The sequence below is a fragment of the Staphylococcus succinus genome (genome assembly GCF_029024945.1).
Lineage (GTDB): Bacteria > Bacillota > Bacilli > Staphylococcales > Staphylococcaceae > Staphylococcus > Staphylococcus succinus.
Map to the genome: position 1 here is coordinate 2,506,783 of NZ_CP118976.1, position 26,221 is coordinate 2,533,003.

Here is a 26,221-nt window from a genome sequence, read left to right on the forward strand (position 1 = left end):
TTCTATTTAACATTACAAAGTAACAAGCTAAGTATATTAGCTGTTTTTACTGAACAATAAATTTATTGATAAACCGATCAAAACTGCACCTATGGTATAATCGAAAGCTGCTTTTACTTTGCGATTAGCAAATAATAATTTAATATATTGAAATATGAATACACAAAAAATAAACCATAGTAAAATAACAGTTGTCACAATTGCCGACAGTATTGCAACTTGAGATGATACGCCATCACCCGTTGTTATAAATTGTGGCAAGATACTTATATAATATAATAATGCTTTAGGGTTTAATACTGTACTAAAGAAACCTTGACGATAAGAATTCAAATAGCTCAATTGTCTTGACTGCAATTGAGTTGTAGAAAAATTCATGCCTTGGCGCGCAGCAATGATACTTTTTACGCCTAAATAAATAAGATAACATGCGCCTAAAATTTTAATTGTGACAAACACATAGTACATATTTGCTAAAATAAATATAATTCCAAATACTGCAAGTAATGAATAAAAAACATGCGCGGTTGTAATACCTAACGCAGCCATGGCACCATTACCTTTTCCTGCTACAATAGAATTCTTCATAACTACGAAAAAATCTGGACCAGGAACAATAATAATTATTAATGTAATTGTTATAAATGCAGCGAGCCCTTCCATCATACACACCTCCAGATTGATTTAATAATATCAATTCATTCATATTATCACAATACTCCTTCGGCAATCTATGTGGTAATGAAAACCAATTCGTACAACACTTTCATTGAACACGACTGTGAAACTTGTTATATTATAGATGTAGTTGAAAATCAACTACTAGTCTTTTATATTCATGAACATATTACTCTTAGGCGACACAAATGTGTCGTCTTTTTTTAACTCATTTTATATTCATAAATCAGCTTAGCTAAGTAGTTTTAAGCCGATTGTACTACCTAGTATTACTGCGATACATGCAATTCTTTTGATATCCTTTGATTCTTTATATAAAATCATTCCTAATACTGCACCACCAACAGCCCCTATACCTGTCCACACTGCATAAGCTGTACTCATCGGCAGTTGATCCATAGCCATAGACAATGCTATAAAACTTAAAGTAAAACTTCCTATAAGCCCTAATAGCGCTAACTTTCTTTGCGTATTTACAAATGCATTCAAGAATGTAATTCCAATCATTTCAAAAAGTCCTGCAAATATAAGAACAATCCAAGCCATTATGCTTCTCCTCCTTCTTTTGATGTAACTAATTTCAAGCAAATCACGCCTCCTAAAAGTGTCAAAATCAATATAATTTGCCCGTAATTCACTGCTTTACCAAATACAACAAAATCTAATAAAGTTACACCCGTTGTCCCTAAACCAACAAATATTGCATATGCTGTACCAACCGGTAATATTTTTGAAGCCTTAATTAACAAATAAAAGCTCATAAATATAGCGATTATTGTTAAAATCCATTCTAAATTCGTAGTCGCATGGTTTAGACCAACCACCCAAGCTACTTCAAAAATAGATGCAATGATAATTTTCAACCAATTCATTATAATGTCCTCCTTCATAACAAAAAGCCTGAGAGATAGCTATTACTACTATCTCCCAGGCTTTTATCCTTCCGTGTCACATATAAGATGTGGCTTTCTCTCGGACCAGACCAATCATTAACGTCGCGGAACCCTAGAAAGCATTTATTTAATTCCTTGTATCATATCAAAGTACATCGTCAATATCAATCCAAACCTTTATATTGTAATAATTATTATTTATAGATATTCATTTTATACTTTCCGCTTTAAAAATCCGCTCTAAATTATAATTATTTTAAAAAGATTAAGCATAATGCTCCACATTTTACTTATTTTATTGTATAATTAGCATTACATTATAATAATTACAATGTAATAAATGAGAGTGTGAAATACATTCTCAACTAAATAAAAATTAAAAGTGAGGGATTCCTATGCAACTATTAAATTATAAAATGCATAATGACGAATTAATTGCTACTGTCCTTTCCGATAAAAAGCAACTATTCAAATATACTTTCGATGTCACAACGCCAGAGTACGAAATTTTAGATGTACTAGAAGAAATAAATGACTACGTGGATAATGGTCACCATCCTCTAGGTTGCTCATTATTGAAAAATTATACGTATGAGGACGTGAGTCACCATTCTTTACAAATTTAATACCACACCAAAAAACTGAGTATAACTGTTCACTTTTAAACAGTATACTCAGTTTTTAATTTCTTATTCGAATACATAACCATGCCCGTTTTCAATTTGCGAAACCCTAACGATTCGTAAAATTTTTCGCTGCTATACATTGAAATTAAATGTATACACGACAATTCTCCTAGTCGTTTAATCATTAATTCCATAATATTTTTCCCTATCCCTTGTGATTGATACTTCACATCTACGACCACATCATATATCGCTGCATTAAAAACATCATCTGATAACGCTCTTGCAAAACCTACAACATTACCATCTTTTTTCGCTATAATGACGTGTGTGCTCATATTAAATATCGTTATAATGTCTTCTTGTGTATGTCCTTCCCAACCGTTCGAATGATATACATGCATCATTTCATCAACGTCATTGATATTGAATTGATATTCATATACTATATCCATATCAAATGCCCCCTTAAAAAGTCTACTATTTCAATATAACTTCAATAATATTGACTAACTCTATTGGCTTTCATCATAATCATTTTCCTGTCTACCAAGTTTAACATGTTTAATTTCGAAAAAATATTTTATATTTAATTTCACTATTATAATGCTCGTTTCTAAAATTCCTATATTAATCATTTTAGAAATATCCCTATCATGTTACAGCGTTAGTATGTACTACGTAACGGGTATTGATATAACACAAGGGTTTTTACCATGCAATGATGGCTAAGGAGGGACGCAAAATGTGGTTTGTCGCAGTGTTACTCATTCTCATTGGCGTCGTGTTGCTTGTATTAAATAAATTAACTCCCAAAAAGGAAGGCGTAAGTAAAAAGCAAAGTTATATCAGTATTGGTGTAGTATGTTTAATTGTAGGTGCTTTCCAACTTGTAGGGCAGATTATTAAATCTTTATTGTAATAAAGATCAACATATAAAAAGACTGGGATATAATTGTTTTCCCAAAACAATTATATCCCAGTCTTTTTTCATGAAACGATTATAGTTAGTTCATGTACAATTATAAATTAAATAAATCATTGAATGACTCAATCATCGTCGGATGCGTATAAATGCTATCTTTTAAAATTTTATATGATATCTTTTGATCTATTGCCAATTTTATTAAATTAATTATTTCTTCCGATTGTTGACCATAGAGGGACACACCTAAAATCTCTTCTGTATCTTTGTCTACCACCGCTTTGAACAATCCTCGAGTATCGTTATTAATTTTATGTCTTGGAATTGTATTAACAGGAATCGCATTCTCCAATATATTATACCCTTGCGCTTTCGCTTCAACCGCTGTCAACCCTACACGTGATAAGGGAGGATCTATAAATACGGTATAAGGAATAACACCTCGATTTTCAGTAGAGCGCTGACTGTCACCAAATAACTGATCTTTAACGATTCTGAAATCATCTAAAGAAACATAAGTAAACTGCATGCCACCTTTAACATCACCTATTGCATATACATGCGGTACGTCTGTTAGCAGATATTCATTCACACTAATTTCTCCATGTTGTCCAAGAACGATATCTGTGTTTTCAAGTCCCAAATCGACGTTTGGCTTACGTCCTGTAGCCAAGAGTACTGCTTCTGCTTCATATTCTCCCTTAGTAGTATGAACCATGGTGCTATTTTCACCGTCTTCAAAGCGTTCTGTATTTACATCAAGCACGACATCAATACCTTTATTTTTTAAATCTGATTTCACCTGCTCAACAATATCTTCATCTTCTTTAGGCATAATGTCTTCACCACGTTCAAGTACAGTTACTTTCGTACCAAAGTTTGCAAACATTGCTGCAAACTCAAGTGCAATATACCCCCCGCCAACTATCACTAAATGTTTCGGTTGTTTAGCGAGATTCATAATACCCGTAGAATCATATAAATTTTTTGAAGTTTCTACGCCTTCAATTTTTGGAATAACTGATTCAGCACCTGTATTAATAACAATATTTTCTGCCGTAATTGTTTCTATACTTTCTCCACGTTCATCGAATAAGGCAATTTCATTATTAGATTTAAATCTGGCCGTATAATCTAATACTTCTATATTTTTATCATCTGCAAGGTTCTTGTAATTTTTATTGTTTAGAGCAGTTACAACTTCTTTTTTTCTACTAAATGCTTCTTCAAAAGAACCATGCACAAGACCTTCATGAACGAGCGTTTTCGATGGAATACATCCGATATTGATACAAGTTCCACCATACATTGCTTTAGATTTTTCAATCACTGCCACTTTTTGACCTTGTGATGATGCATATTTAGCTAATGTTTTACCGCCTTTACCAAAACCCAGAATAATTAAATCAAATTTTTTCATATTAATTCTCCTTTATGCATCAATTTTTGATAAAATATTAGTTATTTTAGCATACTTAGTATAAAGCTCTTCATTTATATACTACGTTAAATATATGCCCTATTTCTTTAGAATCTAACATTCTTCACTTTTATTTAATTATATGATTACGCTAAATTTATAAATGCTAATGACATCATTATTTATGGGATAATGATGTTTATAGGTTATAATAGTGCCGCTCTTATTTTCACATTATGTTCTAAGTACGCTTTTAAACAGCTCAACATATATACCCAACCTTCTTTTTGCATAATGATTGAATCAATATCTTTTTCGTCAAATGCTTTCTCTATAGTGGTAACAATGGTACCCATTTCTGAAGCTTCAAATTGAATTGAGACAGATCGCTCTCCCCACGTGAATTCAATTTGGCTATTTAAATGCACCGCCTTCACTTGTATATCTAATACAGCATCATATTCTTTATATTCCAAGGTAATTGTTTTCCCAGCTTCCCATCTAGAAGAACTGGAAGAAAACCAAAATCCTCCTATTTCATTTGGATTAACGAAAGCTTCAAAGACTTTTTCTATTGGCACATCAACTTGCATTTTCGTAATAATATCCACATTATACCCTCCATTTAATTCATGTTATAAATTGTAGTTTACATGTCTTTTATAATTTTTTCGCAAAAACATAATAAATATGTTGATAAAGTTATTTAACTTTGAGTAATAGACTTAGATTTCATACTAAATAACTACCCAGGTATGTAGCAAAAATAACACCCAAAGATGTCATACAAAGTTTAAGGGAAACTTCATTGCAAACTTAAAACAGAGCCATTCTAAGGATGCCTCTGTTTTTACATATATTTACAAAAAATTCCTACTGTTTTAATTATATAGACAACAACATGGATTGATGGTAATCTAAGTAAATTGTTACATTTTATACTATAATAGTAGTTAAATGCTTAAAAGATGATACAACTCATTTCACCAAATTTCGTGCAATAAAGATTCATTCAAAATCAATATATCAGGAGACTATAATGAAACATTCTTTTCACCCTTATTTATATTACATCATTATGTTAACGCTCGTAGGCATCTTGTTATTAGCGTTATATTTTTTGTATGTATGGAAAACTGATGTGCCCGCCAATCAAGACTATTATAGGGATTTTACAGCCCTTAAATCAGACACTCAAGAACATCGTGACTGGCAAATTAACACAAAGACAACTAGCAATAAAGATATACTTATTACTGCGATTCACGGTGGTGGTATCGAGCCAGGCACTTCCGAATTAGCTAAAATCATCTCTAAAAAAGGCGACTATAATCTATATAGTTTCGAAGGCCTACTAAAATCAAATAATTCTAAATTACACATTACTTCTACACATTTTGACGATCCTAAGTTAAAAGAAATGAACAATAAGTCAGAAGAATCTATATCTATACATGGCGTTCAAGAACAAGAGAAAGTTGTTTATATTGGTGGTAAAGATAAAGCTATGGCTAAATCTATTCGTAAAGCATTGGAAAAAGCTGGTTTCAATGTCGAAAAGAGCCCACACCATATAGATGGTGACTCAGCACAAAATATCATTAACCAGAATGATACAGGTTCTGGTGTGCAAATAGAAATTTCTACTAAATATCGAAAACAATTTTTCGAAGATGGCCGACTCGATCGTGCATCAAGAGAACAAACACATCATTATAATCATTCCATCTATAGCTTCGCTGAAGCAGTAACTAAAGGCATTAAATCGCAGACCATAAAAAAATAAATGATTCATTCATATATTAAAAAAGCGGATAATACCGCTTTTCTAAATTCCTCTAATATTTCCAGTCATGCAGAAATAAATCATTTACTTTCACAAAAAAAATCCCGTAAGCTTATGCTTACGGGATTTTTCAGATACAATAAATATTATTGTTCTTCTTTAACATATGGTAATAATGCCATATGACGAGAACGTTTAATAGCTAAAGTCAACATACGTTGGTATTTAGCTGAAGTACCTGTTACACGACGTGGTAAAATTTTACCGCGTTCTGAGATAAAACGTTTTAATAATTCTGTGTCTTTATAGTCGATGTGTGTAATACCGTTTGCTGTAAAATAACAAACTTTTTTACGACGACGTCCGCCTCTTCTAGGTCCACCTGCCATGGTTAACTGCCTCCCTTTAAGTTATTATTTTTTCATAATACGATCATTTAAGAATTTTCATTAATCATTTTGGACATGATTAATCATTTATACATTTCTATTTTTAAAAGATTTATAATATGTGTGAAATATTGTATTAAATCTTGTGTGTGTGTATATGTGCACCATTAATAGTATAAAATTATTCAGCATTTGTCAATATGTTCCGACATACAAAACACATTTACTTTAAAATAATTTATATTTTTGCTTTACCATTATTTTGATTTAAAACGACATTAACGGCCTTACTAAAGCCTTCATAGTGATTGCTAATAAAGAAATGACCACCTTCAAAAAACTGATAATCTACATTACCTTTTGTTAAATCAGACCATTTATATATATTCTCATCGCAAATCACGTCTTGCTTACCAACAAATACAGATAAATCTACGCCGACCTCGTGTGCTTTCGGCTCATTTTCATAGCGATCTACAGCTAAAAAGTCATTTTTTAAAGATGGCTTAACAAGGTCCCATAATTCCTTATGGTTTAGTACTTCTTCTGATGTACCACCTTTATTTTTAATAAACTGTTTAAATTCTTCATCCGACATATTTTCAATGTCATTATTTTTATCTGACACACCGATAGGCTCATTTGCACACAGAATTAAATGTTCTGGTAATTGGTGACCCATCATTTCAAGTTTATAGTAAATTTCATAAGCCAAAATTGTCCCTAAACTATAACCAAGTAAAATGAATTTTTCAGGTTTTTCTTTAATAATTTGTTGTGTTAAGTCCTCAACCATATCTTCCACACTATCTAAAGGTGTTTCGATTAACCTTTCACCACGACCCGGTAGCTCTAACGGTTTAAATTCGATGTAACTTGGTAATTTACTTTTCATTGGATAATATAATGTTTTATTACCCCCTGCAAAAGGAATACAAAATAACGTTATTTTTGACATATACTCGCCCCTTAAAGTATACATTGTGTATTAAATGTATTAGTAATATCTGTTAGTTCTACAATTAAATTATCATTATTACTTGCTTCCATAATGACCGATAGTGCATATTTCCCAAAAATTATATCATGGAAACATGAAAAACTTCGATTCATCTTTGCTGTACAGTCAACGATACTATAATGATTTTGTTCCGGTGTAATAGAAAATGAATCTAATTCTTTATATATCCCTGTACCTAGCAATTTTAAATAACATTCTTTCATAGTCCAAACTTCAAAAAAACGATTTAACTGATTATTATTATGCTTTCCCTTCATAATATACTGATATTCTGCTGAAGCAAAGTACTTTTTAGCAATATCCAAATCAATCATCTCAATTTTTTCTATATCAATGCCAATATTATCTTCACTGACTACACACACAGAATAGCCTTCAGTATGGGAAATATTAAAAAATAAATCACTTGGGTTTTGTAATATGGGCTTACCATATTCCCCTTTTTCTATTTGTATATCATCAAAATGACAACCTGTATGCTGTTTTATACAAAAATACTTAAACAGTTCGGAATATTTAGCATTCCTTGGCTTATTTTTATAAAAGGAAGCATTTGTATCTAATAAGTATACAGTAATTTCCACAGTTACACTTCCACATCATTGATTAAATAAAGACAAATGAAGCAGCAAATAATTATTTTGCTGCCTCAATATTGTCTAGAAATTATTTTTTGGATGAGTAATCATTTTAGATAATAATTCATTATCTGTTACTTTCCATTCAAAATCTAATTTTTTAAGAATAAAGTTGGTTTTGAAATCCATTACTTCAAAATGAGATTTATTGAACATATTATTGTCTAGTATACCTGTGTGTAATAAGAAATCATTGATTTCATCACTCTTCACACCATTTTCAATACATTCCATTAAATAGTCCATTAATTCATTCCATTGTATTTTTTCAATATTATAATCATGTTGATTATATACACCCATTAACTGTTTAAGTGTTAAGTGATGTGTATTGTATATATGGTGTATTTCATTACTCAATTGATTATTTTTAATCAACTTACTACATGCTTCGGCTGCTTGATCAACTGGTGTAAATTCTAAACTATCATGCGGAAGATCCGGGAATTTTTGTAGTGACTTAAATGATTTTATAACACTGTAAAAGGCGTTATTTTCTTCATTTTTCTGGAATAAACCAGTTCGAGAATCACATTGTAAATTACCTAATCTGTAGATATTTGTATTTACGCCTTTGTCTCTACTAGCAATTAATAGTTTCTCGGCAGCAATCTTACTATCTAAATAAACATTATTAGGTTTTTGACCGATATCAATGTCATGTTCAGTGAACGTAAGTTGCGCTTTGTTTTCTACTTTACCAGAAGCAATAGAAATTGTAGACATATGATGTATTTCTTTTGGATTATCATCTTGAGCAAATTGTAATAGTTGTTCAATACCTACAACGTTAGCACCATATGAAGCACCTTTTGTGGCGAAGTGATTAACGTTAGCGGCAGCATTTACGATAATATCAATATCATGTGCTAATGCTTGGTACGTGTCGTCAGCTATACCTAAATGATCAGCTTCAATATTACCTTCGACGATGTGAATTCTATTCGCATATTCATCACTCATTTGAGATTCAAAGTAATAAATCCAGTTATTATTCAACTTAGTTTCGCCAGTTATCTCTTTGTTACTTCTCACCATTACATAAATATTAAAGTCTGTATCCTCTAATAAATAATTTAGTAAGTAAACACCAAAGAATCCTGTAGCACCCGTAAGCAGAACATTTTTGCCATGTTTCTCGGCATCCGAAGCAATCACTTCATATTCACGCGCACTATTATCTTTGTAATCATTGATTTCTTTCATAAATTCACTGCTAAACTGATGTGTTTGATCTAAGTTCATTTCTTTGAGTGACGCTAACTTAGTCAACAAGTTAGTATCTGCACTATCATCAAGCGCTTCACTTATGCGTTCAATCGTTTGTAATTCAAAGATATCTTTAATCGAGATATTATACGTTTTTGAAAGTTCTGATGTCAGCTTAATTGCCTTAATTGAATCGCCACCAATTTCGAAGAAGTTATCATAAACGCCTACGCTTTCAGTATTTAACACATTTTCAACTGCTTCTATAATTGTAGCTTCGACTGCATTTCTTGGGCCAACATATGCTTTACTTTCAATTTCTATTTCTGGTAATGCACGTTTGTTAAGTTTTCCATTTGCAGTAAGTGGTAACTGATCAATTTGCATCATATAAGCTGGAACCATATAGTCTGGCACTTTTTGAGTCAGCTCAGCTTTCACATCACTAAATGAAATATCAGTGTCTGAAACTAAGTAGGCACAAATTGATAAATCGTCGCCTACCATTGGTCTAACAATGACACCCACGTCTGAAATATAATCAATCTGACGTAAATGACTGGCAATTTCACCAAGTTCGATACGATAACCACGTATTTTAACTTGTTCATCAATACGACCGATATATTCAATCTCACCGTCTGATCTCCATTTCGCTAAATCACCTGAACGGTATAATTTACCTTCTCCAAATGGGTTGTCGATAAATTGTTGTTCTGATAATTCTGGGCGATTGAGATAACCATGTGTGACAGCAATACCGCCAATACACAATTCTCCTGGTACACCAATTCCAAGTAACTTATGTTTTTCATTTAAAATGTAAATTTGAACATTTGAAATTGGGCGACCGATAGGAATGATATCGTAAACTTTACTTGCAGGTAGCGGATTACACACAACCTCAATAGAAGCTTCTGTCGGTCCATATAAGTCGATTAACACTGTATCATTTGGTCCACCTATTAAATCATTAAAGCGATTGACTTGTTCTGGTTTCAACGCTTCACCACTTGCTGGGATATAGTTAATTGTAGCAATATCATTCACTCTATCCGCTGATTTAACATAATCTATGAATACACCAAGCATCGAAGGTACAAAGTGAACCATCGTAACTTGTTCTTTCTCAATCAGTGTAGCAATCGCATCTGGATTACCTTCTTCACCTGATGGTAATAGCACAGCTTGTGCACCAACCATTGCAAAGCCAAAGATTTCCCAAACCGATACATCAAAAGTATATAACGTTTTAAATAACACGATATCTTTACTATCGATATTAAATTCGTCAATCATCCAGTTAATTCGGTTCATGACACCTTCGTAAGATACGATTACACCTTTAGGTTTACCAGTGGTACCTGATGTATAAATGATGTACATCAAATCATCAGCATTTGTAACTTGTTCTAAGTTCTCTTCTGAGGACTCAGTGAAGATAGATTCAGCTGTTAAGTCTATCACTTCATTGTCGAATTGAATGGCCGTATCTAATGGGCTATCTGTCAGCAAGAGACTTGGTTGACTATCCTCTAACATAAAGTTAATGCGGTCAGTAGGATTATTAGGATCAACTGGAACATATGCCCCGCCTGCTTTCAAGATGCCGTAAATACCAACCATCATATCTAAAGTACGGTTTGTTAACATACCGACCAAGGTATTTGGTTTCACACCTTTGCCTCTTAAATAATGACCTAATTGATTAGCTTTAGCATTCAATTCGGCGTATGTCATACTTTCACCATCGTAAGTTATTGCCTTACGATCTGGTGTACGTTTAACTTGCGCTTCAAAATGATCAATAAATGTACGTCTATTATCCATATCTTTATACGTGTCATTAAACGTTTCAAGTACCTGAGTTCTTTCATCAGCTGTTGTGATGTCAATATCGCCAATATTTTTTTCTGGTTGTTGGGCAATATCATTCAATATTTCCATATAATGCGTTAACATACGTTCGATTGTTTGATCATCAAACAATTCTGCGCCGTACTCTAACGTCACTTTATAAGCACCATCATCTTCAATCATCATGTTCAAGTCAAACTTAGCGTTAGCGCTTGCCGCTTCTTTAGGCTCAACCGTCCAATCTTCAATCTGAATGCTTTCTCTTTCATTATTTTGTAATGTAAAGAGTACATCAAATAATGGATTACGTGTTAAATCACGTTTTTCAACAATTTCATCCACTAATTCCTCTAATGGGTATTCTTGATGGTCGTAAGCTTTCAATGAAACATCTTTGACTTCACTTAATAATTGTTTGAATGATTTGTTCGTTTCAGGATAAGCACGCATTGGTAATGTATTTACGAACATACCTAAGATATTTTCAGTATCTTGGTGCGTACGACCTGCAATTGAACTACCGACAACGACATCTTCTTGTCTACTATATTTATGCAGTAAGACCATAAATGAAGATAATAGAATCATATAATCTGTACTACCCGTTGTTTGTGTTAATTGATGTAATGCATTTCTAGTTTCTTCTGACATTTCAGCAGTCACCGTTTTAGCTGTGAAACTTTGTGATTTTGGTCTTATATAATCATAAGGTAAATCTAACACAGGTGCTTCTTCTTTGAATTGAGATAACCAGAACTCACGTTGATCGTTTAAATCACGAGAATGCATCCATTCACTATAATCTTTATATTGAACTTTCAATGTTTCTAGAGTTTGATCATGGTATAAAGAAGTAAATTCTTTAATAATCAAATTAATAGAGAAACCGTCAGAGATAATGTGGTGCATATCAAAGAGTAATGCATAATGTTTCTCAGCCAGTTTAACTATCTTAACTCTTAGCAATGGCGCTTGACTTAAATCGAACGGTTGTACAAAGTCATTAATTAATGTTTCATAATCATCTGTCGCAACTTCTTCAAATGCTACAGTAATAGGAGCTGTTTCATTAACAATTTGTACAGGATCGCCATCCACGTTTTCAAAATGTGTTCTCAATGTTTCGTGACGTGCAATCAATGATTGGAATACATTTTGCACACGGTCAAGATCTACTTCGCCTTGTATTTCTAACATACTTGGCATGTTATATGCCGTTTGACCTTTAGCCATCTCATTTAATACATAGAGACGTTTTTGAGGAGAAGATGTTAAATAGTAAGGCTTTGGTTGTGCTTTAGGAATAGTTTGGCCACTAAAATCGTTCGCCTGATCGTCGACAACTTTTGCAAGTTGTGCCACTGTAGGACTCTCAAACATTACTTTTAATGGTAAACGCACGCCCACGGCACCTTCAATTTTATTAATAACGCCAATTGCTTTTAGTGAATGTCCACCAATTTCAAAGAAGTTATCGTTAATACTCACTTGATCGATGTTCAATACATTTTCATAAATCGAAGCAAGTACGGCTTCTGTTTCATTTGTAGGTTCAACATAAGCTTTACTTTCAACTTTGATATCAGGTAGTTTTTTCTTGTCTAACTTACCGTTTGAAGTCACTGGTAATTGCTCAATTTGAGTCATATACGCTGGAACCATATAATCAGGCAGTTTTTGACCAAGTGTCGATTTAATCTCATCATTGTCGATTCCTTCATCAGACACCATGTAAGCACATATCGCTAATTCTTCGCCTGCCATTGGTTTAGCAACCACTGCAACATCTGAAATGTGGTCAATTTGACGTAATAAGCTTTCAATTTCGCCAAGCTCAATACGATAACCACGTATCTTCACTTGTTCATCAATACGACCAAGGTATTCCACGTTACCTTCTGTACTCCATTTCGCTAAATCGCCTGTACGATACAATTTACCTTCGCCAAACGGATTATCAATGAATTTTTCATCCGTTAAATCAGGTCGATTTAAGTAACCTTTCGTGACACCTACGCCCCCGATACATAATTCTCCAGGAACACCGATACCCATAAGATTATTATCTTCATTCATAATATAAGCTTGAATATTCGCGATTGGACGCCCAATTGGAATCGTGTCATACGTTTGATCCGCTGTACATGGATAATAGATAACCTCAATTGAAGCTTCTGTAGGTCCATATAAATCAATTAATAGTGAGTTATTTGGTTCACCAATCAAATCATTAAATTGATTTACTTGTTCTGCTTTTAATGCTTCACCACTTGCCAGTACATAGTTGACAGTTGCGATATCATTTACTTTATTTGTTGATTTAATAAAGTCGATAAACACACCTAACATAGATGGTACAAAGTGAACCATTGAAATCTTGTGCTGTTCAATAAGCGATGTTATTTTTTCTGGATTACTTTCTTCACCAGAAGGTAATAATATTGCTTGGCCACCAACCATTGATAGGCCAAAAATTTCCCAAACAGAAACATCAAACGTAAATGGTGTTTTAAATAGAATCGTATCCTCACTACTGATGTAATATTTATCAATCATCCAATGTAGACGGTTCATGACACCTTTATACGGAACCATAACACCTTTTGGTTTACCTGTCGTACCAGATGTATAAATAACATACATCAAATCTGTAACATCTGTAACTTGAGACAAGTTATCTGTAGATTGTGTCGCTACGATAGAGTCATCTGTTAAATCCAACACTGCTTGATTGAAGTCAATCGTTGCATCTAAAGTTTGATCCGTTAATAACACGCTCGGTTTACTATCTCCTAAAATGTAATTAATACGATCACTTGGATAATTTGGATCTATAGGAACATAAGCGCCACCTGCTTTAAGAATACCGTAGATACCAATCATCATTTCTAATCGACGATTTGTCATCAAGCCAACTAGTGTGTTGGGTTTTACACCTTCAATACGTAAATAATTCGCAAGTTGATTGGCTTTAGCGTTCAATGCTTCATAAGTTAAGCTTTCACCTTCATACGTAATAGCAGTTTGATCCGGTGTTTTAGCTACTTGTGCTTCAAATATTTCTACAAATGTTTTTGTATTATTAAATGCAACTGTTGTGTCATTAAAATCATTAAATATTGTTTCTTTTTCCTGTTTAGTAATCATTTCAAGTTCACTGATTTTTTGTTCAGGGTGTTGAACACTATTTGTTAGAATTTCGATGTAATGTGCTAACATGCGCTCCACTGTATCTCGATTAAACAATTCTTCTGCAAACTCTAATGAAATTTTATAACCATCGTCCTCAAAGATTGTCATACTTAAATCGAATTTGGCATTTGTTGTTTCAGGTTCTTTCTGTTCAACTGACCAGTCTTCAATTTGTAAGCTTTCTTTTTCATTATTTTGTAATGTGAATAACACATCGAATAATGGGTTACGTGTTAGGTCACGTGTTTCAACAATTTCATCCACAAGCGCTTCTAGTGGGTATTCTTGATTATCATATGCTTTCAATGATGTATCCTTCACTTCAGAAAGTAACTGACTAAATGTTTTACTTCTTTCAGGATACGAACGCATAGCTAGCGTGTTTACAAACATACCCATCATATTTTCTGTATCTTTGTGTGTTCTTCCAGAAATTGGACTACCTACCACAATATCTTCTTGACGACTATATTTGTGTAACAACACGTTAAATGAAGATAAGAGAATCATGTAATCTGTACTGCCCGTTGCTTGAGATAATTTATGAATGTCATGACGTAGCGCTTCTGGTACTTCTACACTAACCGTCTTACCTGTATAGCTCTGCTGAACAGAACGTGAATAATCATATGGTAAGTCTAACACTGGTGCTTCATCTTCAAATTGAGATAACCAGAACTCACGTTGATCCTCTAAATCACGCGTATGCATCCATTCACTATAATCTTTATATTGAACTTGCAATGCTTCCAATGCTTGACCATGATATAAAGAAGTAAATTCTTTAATAATCAAATTGATAGAAAAACCGTCAGATATAATATGATGCATATCGAACAACAATACATAACGCTGTTCAGCACATTTAACGACTTTAACTCTTAATAAAGGTGCATGAGCTAAATTAAATGGTCTAATAAAGTTATTTAAAAGTGTCTCATAATCATCCGTCGACGCTTCTTCATAATCAACCTCGATATTTGCATGCTCATCTATGATTTGTACTGGCTCACTGTCCACCGTATCAAAATGTGTTCTTAACGCTTCGTGACGATCTACTAAACTTTGGAAAGCATGTTGCACGCGTTCTACATCTACTTCTCCACGAACCTCTAACATGCTCGGCATATTATAAGCTGTTTGACCATCCATCATTTCATTTAATACATATAAGCGTTTTTGTGGCGATGATGCTAAATAATGATCTTTAGTTTCGGCTAATGGTATTTCTTGGCTGCTTACATCGTTCGCATGATTACCAATTGCTTTAGCTAATTGAGACACTGTTGGGTTTTCAAAAATTGTTTTCAATGGTATGCGCACTGATAACTTGCTTTCAATTTCATTGATAACACTAATCGCTCTCAATGAATGTCCGCCTATTTCAAAGAAATTATCTAAAGCACTTACGCGATCAAGATTTAATACATTACTATAAACTTCTGCAATCGTTGCTTCTGTTTCATCTCTTGGCTCAACATATGTTTTATTTTCCAGTTTGATTTCTGGCAATCCTTTTTTATCTAGTTTGCCGTTTGCTGTTACTGGTAAACTCTCAATTTGCATCATTAATGTTGGAATCATATATTCCGGCAATTTCTTACCAAGTGTTGCTTTAATTGCGTCGAAATCAACTGATGCTTCTGATACAACGTATGCTGCAATCATTAAATCTGCATTAGTTTCGCCTGATTGCGTAACAACTGCTACTTCTGAAATGTAATCGATTTGGGCGATTAAACTTTCAATTTCTCCCAACTCAATACGATAACCTCTGATTTTAACTTGTTCATCAATACGTCCAATATAGTCGATTTGGCCATCGTTACTCCATTTAACTAAATCACCAGTTCGATACATTTTACCTTCACCAAATGGATTGTCCACAAATTTTTCAGCAGTTAATTCTGGTCGATTTAAGTAACCATCTGTTACAGCTATACCGCCAATACAAAGTTCTCCTGGCACACCGATGCCCAATAAATTATTATCTTCATTCATCACATATGCTTGCGCATTCGCAATAGGTTTACCGATTGGAATTTCATGATATGTTTCATTTGCAAAGCATGGATAATATGTCACTTCAACCGTTGTTTCTGTTGGTCCATATAAGTTATATAATGATGTATTATTTTCAGCACCAATGAGTTGGTTGAATTGATTCACTTGCTCAGCTTTTAATGCTTCACCACTTGTAATGACATGATTCAATGATGCAATAGCTTTGTCATTAGTTGTTGTTTTAATAAAGTCGATAAATACACTTAGCATTGAAGGTACAAAATGGACCATAGAAATGTTTTCTGCTTCTATTAGTGATGTAATCTTCGCAGGATTACTTTCTTCTCCAGAAGGTAGTAAGACTGCTTGACCACCCATTACTGCCCAACCGAATACTTCCCAAATAGACACATCAAATGTGAACGGTGTTTTGAATAAGATTTTATCTTGATGTCCAAGATTAAACTCATCAATCATCCAGTTCAAACGGTTCATAACACTTCTATAAGGGACCATTACACCTTTTGGTTTGCCCGTCGTACCTGATGTATAAATCACATACATTAAGTTTGAAACATTCGTCACATGCGGCAAGTTTTCAGTTGGTAAATTATCAAGGAATGAATTATTAGTTATTTTAATAATTTCACCTTCATATTTAATACCATAGTCAACATTATCATCAGACAATAATACACGCGGTTGGCTATCACTTAATATGAAGTTTGTACGCTCATTCGGATGTTCTGGATCAAGTGGTACATATGCACCGCCAGCTTTGAGAATACCGTATATAGCTACCATCATATCTAAGTGACGACGTGACATTAATCCTACAAGACTATTCGGTTTAACACCTTCGTTACGCAATTGATGAGCTAACTGATTTGCACGTTCATTCAACGCTAGATATGTTAAGCTCTCACCTTCATATGAGATTGCAATTTGATGCGGTGTTTTTTCAACTTGCTTTTCAAAACGTTCTACAAATGTCACTGAATTATTAAGCGCTAACTCAGTATTATTAAATTGTTTCAGAATTGTTTCTCTTTCTGTATCAGTAATGATTTCAATATCACTAATGTTTTGCTCTGGACGACGAACAACATTAGAAATTATCTCTACAAAGTGGGCTAACATACGTTCTACAGTATCTTCACTGAATAATTCTTGTGCATATTCTAATGAAACTTTGTAACCATCATTTTCATGAATTGTCATACTCAAATCAAATTTTGCATTTGTATCTGAAGTTTCTTTTTGTTCTATAGACCAATCTTCAATCTGTAGATTTTGTTTTTCATTATTTTGTAATGTGAATAACACATCAAATAATGGATTACGTGTTAAATCACGTTTTTCCACCACTTCATCTAATAACTCTTCTAATGGATACTCTTGATTGTCATAAGCTTTTAACGCTACGTCTTTTACTTCAGACAACAATTGATTAAACGATTTATTTCTTTCTGGGTATGCGCGCATTGCTAGTGTATTTACAAACATACCTAACATATCCTCAGTATCCTTATGTGTACGTCCTGAAATCGGACTACCCACAACGACATCTTCTTGTCTGCTATATTTATGCAATAAGACCATAAATGATGATAATAAAATCATATAATCTGTGCTACCTGTTGTTTGTGACAATTGATGGATTGCGCTTTGAACGTCTTCAGGCATCTCGACACTTACTGTTTTACCAGTAAAGCTTTGTTGATTTGTTCTAGAGTAATCATATGGCAAGTCTAATACTGGTGCCTCATTTTCAAATTGAGATAACCAAAATTCACGTTGATCATTTAAATCACGAGAACGCATCCACTCACTGTAATCTTTATATTGTACTTTTATTGGTTCTAAAGCTTGTTCATGATATAAAGCAGAGAATTCTTTCGTGATTAAATTAATCGAGAATCCATCTGAAATTATATGATGCATATCATATAGCAATACATAACGTTGTTCAGCTATCTTAACTATTTTAACTTTTAATAATGGTGCTTTACTTAAATCAAATGGCTGTACAAATTCATTTAATAACGTTGCTTCATCTTCTGTCTCAGTTTCTTGATAATCTACAATGATATTTGCAGTTTCATTAATAACTTGAACTGGTTCACCTTTGATTGTTTCAAAGTGTGTTCTTAACGCTTCGTGACGATCCACTAGTTTTTGGAATGCGCTTTGAACACGTTCTACATCAACGTTACCTTTAATTTCTAACATACTCGGCATATTATATGCAGTTTGACCCTCTACCATTTCATTTAAAACGTATAGACGTTTCTGAGGCGATGAAGCTAAATAATATGGTTGTACTTCAGCTTGAGGAATGCTTTGACCCGCACCATTTTCAGTATATTCGTCGACTACTTTTGCAAGTTGAGCAATTGTAGGACTTTCAAATACTAATTTTAATGGTAGGCGTTTACCAACTTCACTCTCAATTTTATTAATGATACCAATTGCTTTTAGTGAGTGACCACCAATTTCAAAGAAATTGTCATTTGTACTTACCTGTTCGATATTTAAAACTGACTCAAAAATAGAAGCTAACATTGACTCTGTTTCTGTTTCAGGTGCCACATAAACTTTACTTTCAACTTTAATTTCTGGTAATGCTCTTCTATTTAACTTACCACTAGAAGACACAGGCAGTTCATCTATTTGAGTCATATAAGATGGAACCATATAGTCTGGTAATTTTTGATTTAATTCTGTTTTCACTGTTTCAAAGTCAATCTCTTGATCTGACACAATATAAACGCAAATCGCTAATTCGTCATCAACCATAGGTTTCGTAATGACTGCTACATCTAAAACGGCATTGTTTTGACGTAATACACTTTCAATTTCACCTAATTCGATACGGTAGCCACGAATTTTAACTTGTTCATCAATACGACCAGAATAAGAAATATTACCGTCAGCATTCCAACGAGCTAAATCTCCAGTGCGATACAATCTGCCTTCACCAAATGGATTGTCGATGAATTTTTCTTGAGTTAATTCTGGACGGTTTAAGTAACCATTTGAAACGTTTACCCCACCAATCACAAGCTCTCCAGAAACACCAATACCCATTACATGGTTATCTTCGTCTAAAATATAGGCTTGTGTATTCGCAATTGGTTTACCAATTGGTATTGCTCTATAGTGGACATCACTGTCCGTTTCAAAACTAGTTACATCAATAGTTGTTTCTGTAGGACCATATAAATTAATCAGTTGTGTATTATTTTTACCACCAATATATTCATTAAATTGATTTACTAATTCTGGTTTTAGTGCTTCACCACTAGCTAAAACGTATCTTAAGCTAGAAACCAAGTGCGCTTGTTTTGTCGCCTTAATGTAGTTGATAAATACATTAAACATAGATGGCACAAAGTGAACCATTGTTGCTTCAGATGTTTGGATTAGAGAAGTGATTTGTTCTGGATTACCTTCTTCACCTGATGGTAATAACACAGCTTGTGCACCAACCATTGCAAATCCGAAAATTTCCCACACTGATACATCAAATGTAAATGGTGTTTTGAAGCAAATAATATCATCGCTATCGATATTATATTTATCGTACACCCAGTTCAATCTATTCATTACACTTTCACCAGCAACAAGCACTCCCTTAGGTCGTCCTGTTGTACCAGATGTATAGATGACATACATTAAGTTAGAGACATCTGTAATGTGTTCTAAATTATTTGTTGGTAATGTTTTCAGCGTTTGGTTCTTAGTTAAATCAATCACTGTATTATCATAAGCGATATCACTGTCTGGTGTTCTATCAGTGAGTAATACCGTTGCTTGACTATCTTCTAAAATATAGTTGATGCGATCTTTTGGATAATTTGGATCTACTGGAACATACGCACCACCGGCTTTAAGGATACCGTATATACCAATCATCATTTCTAATCGACGATTTGTCATCAAGGCAACAAGAGAATCTGCTTTTACGCCTTCATTGCGTAATTGATGCGCTAGTTGATTCGCACGATCATTTAATGCTTGATAACTTAGACTTTCACCTTCATATGTGATGGCTGTTTTCTCTGGCGTTTTAGCTACTTGATTTTCAAAACGTTCTACAAATGTTTGCGTGTTATTAAATGGCACTGTCGTATTATTAAAGTCATTAAATATGACATCTTTTTCATCTTGAGTCACCATTTCAATATCACTAATTTTCAACTCTGGTTCTTCTGCTATGTTTGAAAGAAGTTCCATAAAGTGCGTTAACATACGCTCGATTGTATCTTGATCAAATAGTTCTTGCGCATACTCTAAAGCAATTTTGTATCCATCGTTATCGTGAATCGTCATACTTAAATCAAATTTAGCATTTGTAAATGATGCTTCTTTTTGTTCTGTTGACCAATCATCGATTTGGAAACTTTCATTTTCATTATTTTGGAATGTGAATAACACATCAAATAATGGATTACGTGTTAAGTCACGTTTCTCTACGATTTCATCCACAAGCGCCTCTAATGGATATTCTTGATTATCAAATGCTCTCAAAGATGTATCTTTAACTTCAGAAAGCAATTGGTTAAACGATTTGTTACGCTCTGGATTAGAACGCATTGCTAGTGTGTTTACAAACATACCTAACATGTTTTCTGTATCTTTATGTGTTCTTCCAGAAATCGGACTACCAACAACAATATCTTCTTGTCGACTATATTTGTGCAATAATACCATAAATGAAGATAGTAATATCATGTAATCTGTACTACCTGTCGCTTGCGATAATTGGTTAATTGCATTTCTTGTTTTTTCAGGCATTTCCATGCTAACTGTTCTACCTGTAAAGCTTTGTTGGTTTGGTCTAGCATAATCGTATGGTAAGTCTAATACTGGCGCTTCTTCTTCAAATTGAGATACCCAGAATTCACGTTGTTCATTTAAATCACGAGAACGCATCCACTCACTATAATCTTTATATTGTACTTTTAATTCCTCTAATGCACGACCTTTATACAATGCTGTAAATTCTTTAATAATTAGATTAATTGAAAAACCATCAGAGATAATATGATGCATATCAAATAATAAGATATATTGTTTTTCAGCACACTTCACTACTTTGACTCTTAATAAAGGCGCATGCGCTAAATCAAATGGTTCAACAAAATCACTTAATAGTGAATCATAATCATCTGTTTGGGCTTCTTCATAGTCGATATGAATGCTACCTTCTTCATCAATAATTTGAACTGGTTCCCCATCTACAGTATCAAAGTGTGTTCTCAATGCTTCATGACGGTTCACTAATGCTTGGAAAGTGCTTCTAACACGGTCTACATCAACATCACCGCGAATTTCTAACATACTCGCCATGTTATAAGCAGTTTGACCCTCCACCATTTCATTTAACACATACAAGCGTTTTTGAGGTGAAGAAGTTAAATAATATGGTTTAGTTTCTGCTAAAGGAATGCGACGTTCGATAGCATCGCTCACTTCATTATCGATTACTTTTGTAAGAAGTGCTGCTGTTGGATTATCAAAAATCTTCTTAAGTGGTAAACGTTTTGAAGTCTTACTTTCAATTTCATTTATCACACTAATAGCTTTCAGTGAATGACCACCAATTTCAAAGAAATTATCAAAAATACTCACACGCTCTACATTCAATACAGTACTAAATATTTCAACAATCATTGTTTCCATATCGTTTCTAGGTGCAACATATTCTAAGTTACCTACTTTGATTTCTGGTAAGGCTTTTTTATTCAATTTACCACTTGAAGATACAGGTAATTCATCTACTTGCATCATATAACTTGGAACCATATATTCTGGCAATTGTTGACTCAAATCAGCTTTTAATGATTCAAAATCTATGTCTTGATTTGAAACAATGTAAGTACAAATAGATAACTCGTCATCGATAATAGGTTTCGCAACAACTGCTACGTTTAAAATAGCATCATTTTTACGGAGCACGCTCTCGATTTCGCCTAATTCGATACGGTAACCACGTATTTTCACTTGCTCATCTATACGTCCTAGATAAGAAATGTTCCCGTCTTCATTCCATTGAGCCAAATCACCTGTGCGGTATATTTTGCCTTCTCCAAATGGATTATCAACGAACTTTTCTTGTGTTAACTCTGGACGATTGAGATAACCTCTTGTGACATTAATACCGCCGATACATAATTCTCCTGGGACACCGATTCCCATTAAATTATTATCTTCGTTCAAAATATATGCTTGCGTATTTGCAATCGGTTTTCCGATTGGCACGACATCATATTTAACATTGCTATCAAAATCAAAGCTTGTCACATCGATTGTCGCTTCCGTTGGACCATATAAATTAATTAATTGTGTATCATTTTTACTACCGATAAGCTCATTAAATTGGTTTACGATAGTTGGTTTTAATGCCTCACCACTTGCTAAGACATATCTTAAACTTGAAATCATCTGTGTTTGATTTGTGGATTTAATGAAATTGATAAACACATTAAACATAGAAGGTACAAAATGGACCATCGTTGGCGCATAGTTTTGTATAACTGAAGTAATTTTTTCCGGATTTCCTTCTTCGCCTGATGGTAACAATACCGCTTGGGCACCAATCATTCCGAAACCAAATACTTCCCATACAGATACATCAAACGTAAATGGTGTTTTAAAGAATACAACATCTTCATTACCAATATCATATTTATCTATCAACCAATTTAAGCGGTTCATAAGGCTTTCACCTGAAACAAGAACCCCTTTAGGTTTACCTGTTGTACCTGACGTATAAATGACATACATTAAATTCGATACATCTGTAATGTGTTCTAAATTGTCAGAAGGTAATGATGCTATTGTTTCATTATCTGAAATATCAATTACTTTTTTATCGTATACAATCTCTTCTTGAAGTGCATTATCTGTTAATAGCACTGTTGGTTGACTATCTTCTAAGATATAGTTGATACGATCTGCTGGATAGTTTGGGTCGATTGGTACATATGCACCACCCGCTTTAATAATCCCATAGATGCCGACTAACATTTCTAAACTACGATTAGCCATAATAGCGACAAGAGAATCAGCCTTCACACCTTCAGAACGTAAACGATACGCCATTTGATTGACCTTAGCATTTAATGCTTTATAAGTCAGACTTTCCCCTTCGTACTTAATAGCTGTTTTGTTCGGATATTTAGATACTTGTTCTTCAAATCGTTCAATGAATGATTGTGTATTATTCAACGCTAAATCTGTATTATTAAAGTCATTTAAAATGATTTCTCTTTCTTCTCCAGAAACAATTTCAATATCTTTAATTTTTCGTTCAGGGTCTTCAATCATACTATTTAATACATTTAAGATAGTCTCGTGTAATTGATAAACGCCTGCTTCATCCAATACATCAATTTGATAGTCATAATCAATGTCTAAACCATTTTTACTACTTCTATTACTAATATTCACACTCAATGGCGCGTTGTTTGTTCCATTATCTAACCATTCGTCTGTAAAGCCATCATTCATAAATTCTGAATCATATTGTGCGTTCTGGAAGGACACGAAACAATCTACTAATCCCTTTTTATTTCCACTATTTTCTACAATGTAGTCATAAGGGTATTTTCTGTGCTTCAGTACGTTAAGACTTTCTAATTTTATTTTGTTCAAATAAGATTTAATAGATAAATTTTTATCCATTTCTACAATCATTGGTAAAACTCTTGAAAATATACCTGTTGACGTTTTTTCTTTTCGATTATTCCTATTATGTATGAGCAATCCAACTGAATTAGTCTTAGAAAGCGTTTTTTTATGTTTAATAACATGCATTATCGCCGAAAACAGGTTACTTATACTTACTTCATTTTCTTCACAAAAGCGCTTAATATTATCTGTATCTTTATCAAGCAAGTGAATACTGATTCTTTTGCCTACTGCACTATCTAATGTTGTCTTTTCAAAAAGGATGTTATCTTCGAAATTTTCTAATTTTTCTAACCAGAATTCTTTATCTTTTGTAAATCTTTTTGAAGTTTCGTAGTCATTCTCTGAAGCAATTGCTTCAAAGTAAGTCGCGCTTTCTGTCTCCTCATCTTCTTTATCAACTAATTTTTTAACGAGGTTATCTACAATGATCGTTACACCCCACGCATCACTAATCAAATGGTGTTGTAACAAGAATATACCTAAATGACCATCTGGGCATTTCGCTATAATGACCCTATACAGATCTTCATCCAAGGCAAAGATATTCATACTCGCAGTTTCTTTAACCCATTTTTCATAGCCAACTTCATCTTGATAAAAATCTACAAATTCAAAATCTTGATGTTCATAATCTACTAAATATTGCTTGTAATCCCCATCTTCTTTGGTAATTCTAATTCTAAGTGTGTCATGTTGTTCTATCACTTTATTGAAGGATTCGTTTATTTTTTCGTATCCTAATCCATTTTCTACATGAACCACACCAGCTATATTGTTAATACTTGTGTTTTCATAAAATTGTTCGATTTGTAATATTTCTTTTTGTGCATAAGATAATAATTTTGTTTTTATCAATTAAAGCGAACCTCCTATCGATATACAGTACATAACTTATAATAATATTATTTAAAGTATAATTCAATCATATTATACGTATTATATTTTGCATATAGTAAAATAAATTCCCATTTATCAATTTCTCAAACATTGTTAATAAAATTTTAACAATGTTAAAAATATGTAAATTATAGATTATTATAAAATGCATATAAGAATTAAATTTTATTCGCAAGTAAAGAAATAATACACGTTTGAATTACGCAAAATTCTATATAAATAAAACTGAATTTTTAGATAATTAATTTCATATTTTTTCTCTTCCCTATAACTATTTAAAATCTTTTATCATATAGTTATAGTATTAAAAAAGTACATCTTCAATAAATTGAAGATGTACTTTTTATCGTATTATATTTCACACATTCACACACATATATAATACAATCACACATATTAAATTAAATCTTTTACATTTACAGTAACATTCACACAATGTTTGTAAATTTAGAATGGTAAGTCATCATCGCTAATATCAATCGGTCCGTTTGCATTAGCAAATGGATTGTTTGATTGAGCATTATTATTCGATGAATTATTGTTGTTGTTTTGATAAGATGACGTATTTTGACCTGATTGTTGACCACCAAAACTTTGTCCATAATCTTGAGAATTGTTATTCCCTTCTTGAGCATGGCGTTGGTTTTGATTTTTAGGTTCAAGGAATTGAACGCTATCACAAACAACTTCTGTTACAAAAATACGACGTCCTTCTTGGTTTTCATAGCTACGTGATTGAATGCGACCGTCAACGCCAGCCAAACTACCTTTTGATAAGTAGTTATTCACATTATCTGCTTGCTTTCTAAAAACAACACAGTTTATGAAATCTGCTTCGCGTTCCCCTTGCGCATTTGTAAACGTACGGTTTACCGCTAAGGTAAAAGTCGCAACACTCACGCCTGAGGGTGTTGTTCTATATTCTGGATCTTTCGTTAAACGACCAACTAAAACAACTCTATTTATCATTTAAACGACCCCCAAT

The 26,221-nt window shown here is 33.2% G+C and carries 14 protein-coding genes and 1 riboswitch; of the genes, 3 read left to right on the plus strand and 11 right to left on the minus strand.

The features are described 5' to 3' along the window. Positions 1-36: 36 nt before the first annotated feature. From PYW31_RS12145 to PYW31_RS12155, 3 genes are all read right to left on the minus strand, one after another. Positions 37-663, minus strand: a complete 627-nt coding sequence (locus PYW31_RS12145) for a LysE family translocator (RefSeq protein ID WP_046836907.1) — start codon at positions 661-663, stop codon at positions 37-39. A gap of 246 nt (positions 664-909) precedes the next feature. Next, positions 910-1,224, minus strand: coding sequence for a DMT family transporter (locus PYW31_RS12150; protein ID WP_046836908.1), 315 nt, complete (start codon positions 1,222-1,224; stop codon positions 910-912). Continuing rightward, entirely contained in the window at positions 1,224-1,550 is a 327-nt protein-coding gene (locus PYW31_RS12155) for a DMT family transporter (protein WP_046836909.1), read from the minus strand. Before PYW31_RS12155 ends, PYW31_RS12150 begins: the two co-directional genes overlap by 1 nt. A gap of 50 nt (positions 1,551-1,600) precedes the next feature. Beyond that, positions 1,601-1,698, minus strand: a riboswitch (guanidine-I (ykkC/yxkD leader). Between the two features lie 268 nt (positions 1,699-1,966). Here PYW31_RS12155 and PYW31_RS12160 point away from each other — a divergent pair. Beyond that, positions 1,967-2,197, plus strand: a complete 231-nt coding sequence (locus PYW31_RS12160) for a hypothetical protein (RefSeq protein WP_046836910.1) — start codon at positions 1,967-1,969, stop codon at positions 2,195-2,197. 35 nt (positions 2,198-2,232) lie between these two features. On the opposite strand, the gene PYW31_RS12165 is transcribed toward PYW31_RS12160, so the two are convergent. Continuing rightward, on the minus strand, positions 2,233-2,652 hold the full coding sequence (locus PYW31_RS12165) for a GNAT family N-acetyltransferase (RefSeq protein ID WP_046836911.1): 420 nt from the start codon (positions 2,650-2,652) through the stop codon (positions 2,233-2,235). A gap of 290 nt (positions 2,653-2,942) precedes the next feature. Here PYW31_RS12165 and PYW31_RS12170 point away from each other — a divergent pair, with 290 nt between their 5' ends. Then, positions 2,943-3,119 carry a hypothetical protein gene (locus tag PYW31_RS12170; RefSeq protein ID WP_169746239.1) on the plus strand — a complete coding sequence of 59 codons (177 nt, stop codon included), beginning with the start codon at positions 2,943-2,945 and terminating at the stop codon, positions 3,117-3,119. A 100-nt stretch (positions 3,120-3,219) separates the two neighbouring features. Here PYW31_RS12170 and merA read toward each other — a convergent pair whose 3' ends face one another. After that, the gene (gene merA / locus PYW31_RS12175; protein WP_046836912.1) at positions 3,220-4,542 is read right to left on the minus strand and encodes a hypothiocyanous acid reductase MerA; all 1,323 of its coding nucleotides are present in this window, start codon (positions 4,540-4,542) and stop codon (positions 3,220-3,222) included. Positions 4,543-4,748: 206 nt separating this feature from the next. Continuing rightward, positions 4,749-5,153 carry an SRPBCC domain-containing protein gene (locus tag PYW31_RS12180; protein WP_046836913.1) on the minus strand — a complete coding sequence of 135 codons (405 nt, stop codon included), beginning with the start codon at positions 5,151-5,153 and terminating at the stop codon, positions 4,749-4,751. 428 nt (positions 5,154-5,581) lie between these two features. Between PYW31_RS12180 and PYW31_RS12185 the strand changes: the two genes are divergently transcribed. Continuing rightward, entirely contained in the window at positions 5,582-6,328 is a 747-nt protein-coding gene (locus PYW31_RS12185) for a poly-gamma-glutamate hydrolase family protein (RefSeq protein ID WP_046836914.1), read from the plus strand. A gap of 146 nt (positions 6,329-6,474) precedes the next feature. Here the strand turns inward: PYW31_RS12185 and rpsR are convergent, their stop codons facing one another. The 5 genes from rpsR to ssb all read right to left on the minus strand — a co-directional run bounded on the left by rpsR (position 6,475) and on the right by ssb (position 26,205). Continuing rightward, positions 6,475-6,717, minus strand: a complete 243-nt coding sequence (rpsR, locus tag PYW31_RS12190) for a 30S ribosomal protein S18 (protein ID WP_002484306.1) — start codon at positions 6,715-6,717, stop codon at positions 6,475-6,477. A gap of 238 nt (positions 6,718-6,955) precedes the next feature. Continuing rightward, positions 6,956-7,675 (minus strand): thioesterase II family protein, encoded by a 720-nt coding sequence (locus PYW31_RS12195; protein WP_046836915.1) that lies wholly within the window; start codon positions 7,673-7,675, stop codon positions 6,956-6,958. Positions 7,676-7,686: 11 nt separating this feature from the next. Then, complete coding sequence (locus PYW31_RS12200; RefSeq protein ID WP_053042476.1) at positions 7,687-8,322, minus strand: 4'-phosphopantetheinyl transferase family protein; 636 nt, start codon at positions 8,320-8,322, stop codon at positions 7,687-7,689. Between the two features lie 75 nt (positions 8,323-8,397). Then, positions 8,398-25,194: a non-ribosomal peptide synthase/polyketide synthase gene (locus PYW31_RS12205; protein WP_053042477.1), complete on the minus strand. Its 16,797-nt coding sequence runs from the start codon at positions 25,192-25,194 to the stop codon at positions 8,398-8,400. Between the two features lie 489 nt (positions 25,195-25,683). After that, entirely contained in the window at positions 25,684-26,205 is a 522-nt protein-coding gene (ssb, locus tag PYW31_RS12210; RefSeq protein ID WP_046836916.1) for a single-stranded DNA-binding protein, read from the minus strand. Positions 26,206-26,221: the final 16 nt, after the last annotated feature.

What these genes read in the sequence shown, in the direction of transcription:
- PYW31_RS12150 (WP_046836908.1), bottom strand. Translation starts at nt 1,224, where the DNA reads ATGGCTTGGATTGTTCTTATATTTGCAGGACTTTTTGAAATGATTGGA.
- PYW31_RS12195 (WP_046836915.1), bottom strand. Translation starts at nt 7,675, where the DNA reads ATGTCAAAAATAACGTTATTTTGTATTCCTTTTGCAGGGGGTAATAAA.
- PYW31_RS12155 (WP_046836909.1), bottom strand. Translation starts at nt 1,550, where the DNA reads ATGAATTGGTTGAAAATTATCATTGCATCTATTTTTGAAGTAGCTTGG.
- rpsR (WP_002484306.1), bottom strand. Translation starts at nt 6,717, where the DNA reads ATGGCAGGTGGACCTAGAAGAGGCGGACGTCGTCGTAAAAAAGTTTGT.
- PYW31_RS12145 (WP_046836907.1), bottom strand. Translation starts at nt 663, where the DNA reads ATGGAAGGGCTCGCTGCATTTATAACAATTACATTAATAATTATTATT.
- PYW31_RS12170 (WP_169746239.1), top strand. Translation starts at nt 2,943, where the DNA reads ATGTGGTTTGTCGCAGTGTTACTCATTCTCATTGGCGTCGTGTTGCTT.
- PYW31_RS12165 (WP_046836911.1), bottom strand. Translation starts at nt 2,652, where the DNA reads ATGGATATAGTATATGAATATCAATTCAATATCAATGACGTTGATGAA.
- PYW31_RS12185 (WP_046836914.1), top strand. Translation starts at nt 5,582, where the DNA reads ATGAAACATTCTTTTCACCCTTATTTATATTACATCATTATGTTAACG.
- ssb (WP_046836916.1), bottom strand. Translation starts at nt 26,205, where the DNA reads ATGATAAATAGAGTTGTTTTAGTTGGTCGTTTAACGAAAGATCCAGAA.
- merA (WP_046836912.1), bottom strand. Translation starts at nt 4,542, where the DNA reads ATGAAAAAATTTGATTTAATTATTCTGGGTTTTGGTAAAGGCGGTAAA.
- PYW31_RS12160 (WP_046836910.1), top strand. Translation starts at nt 1,967, where the DNA reads ATGCAACTATTAAATTATAAAATGCATAATGACGAATTAATTGCTACT.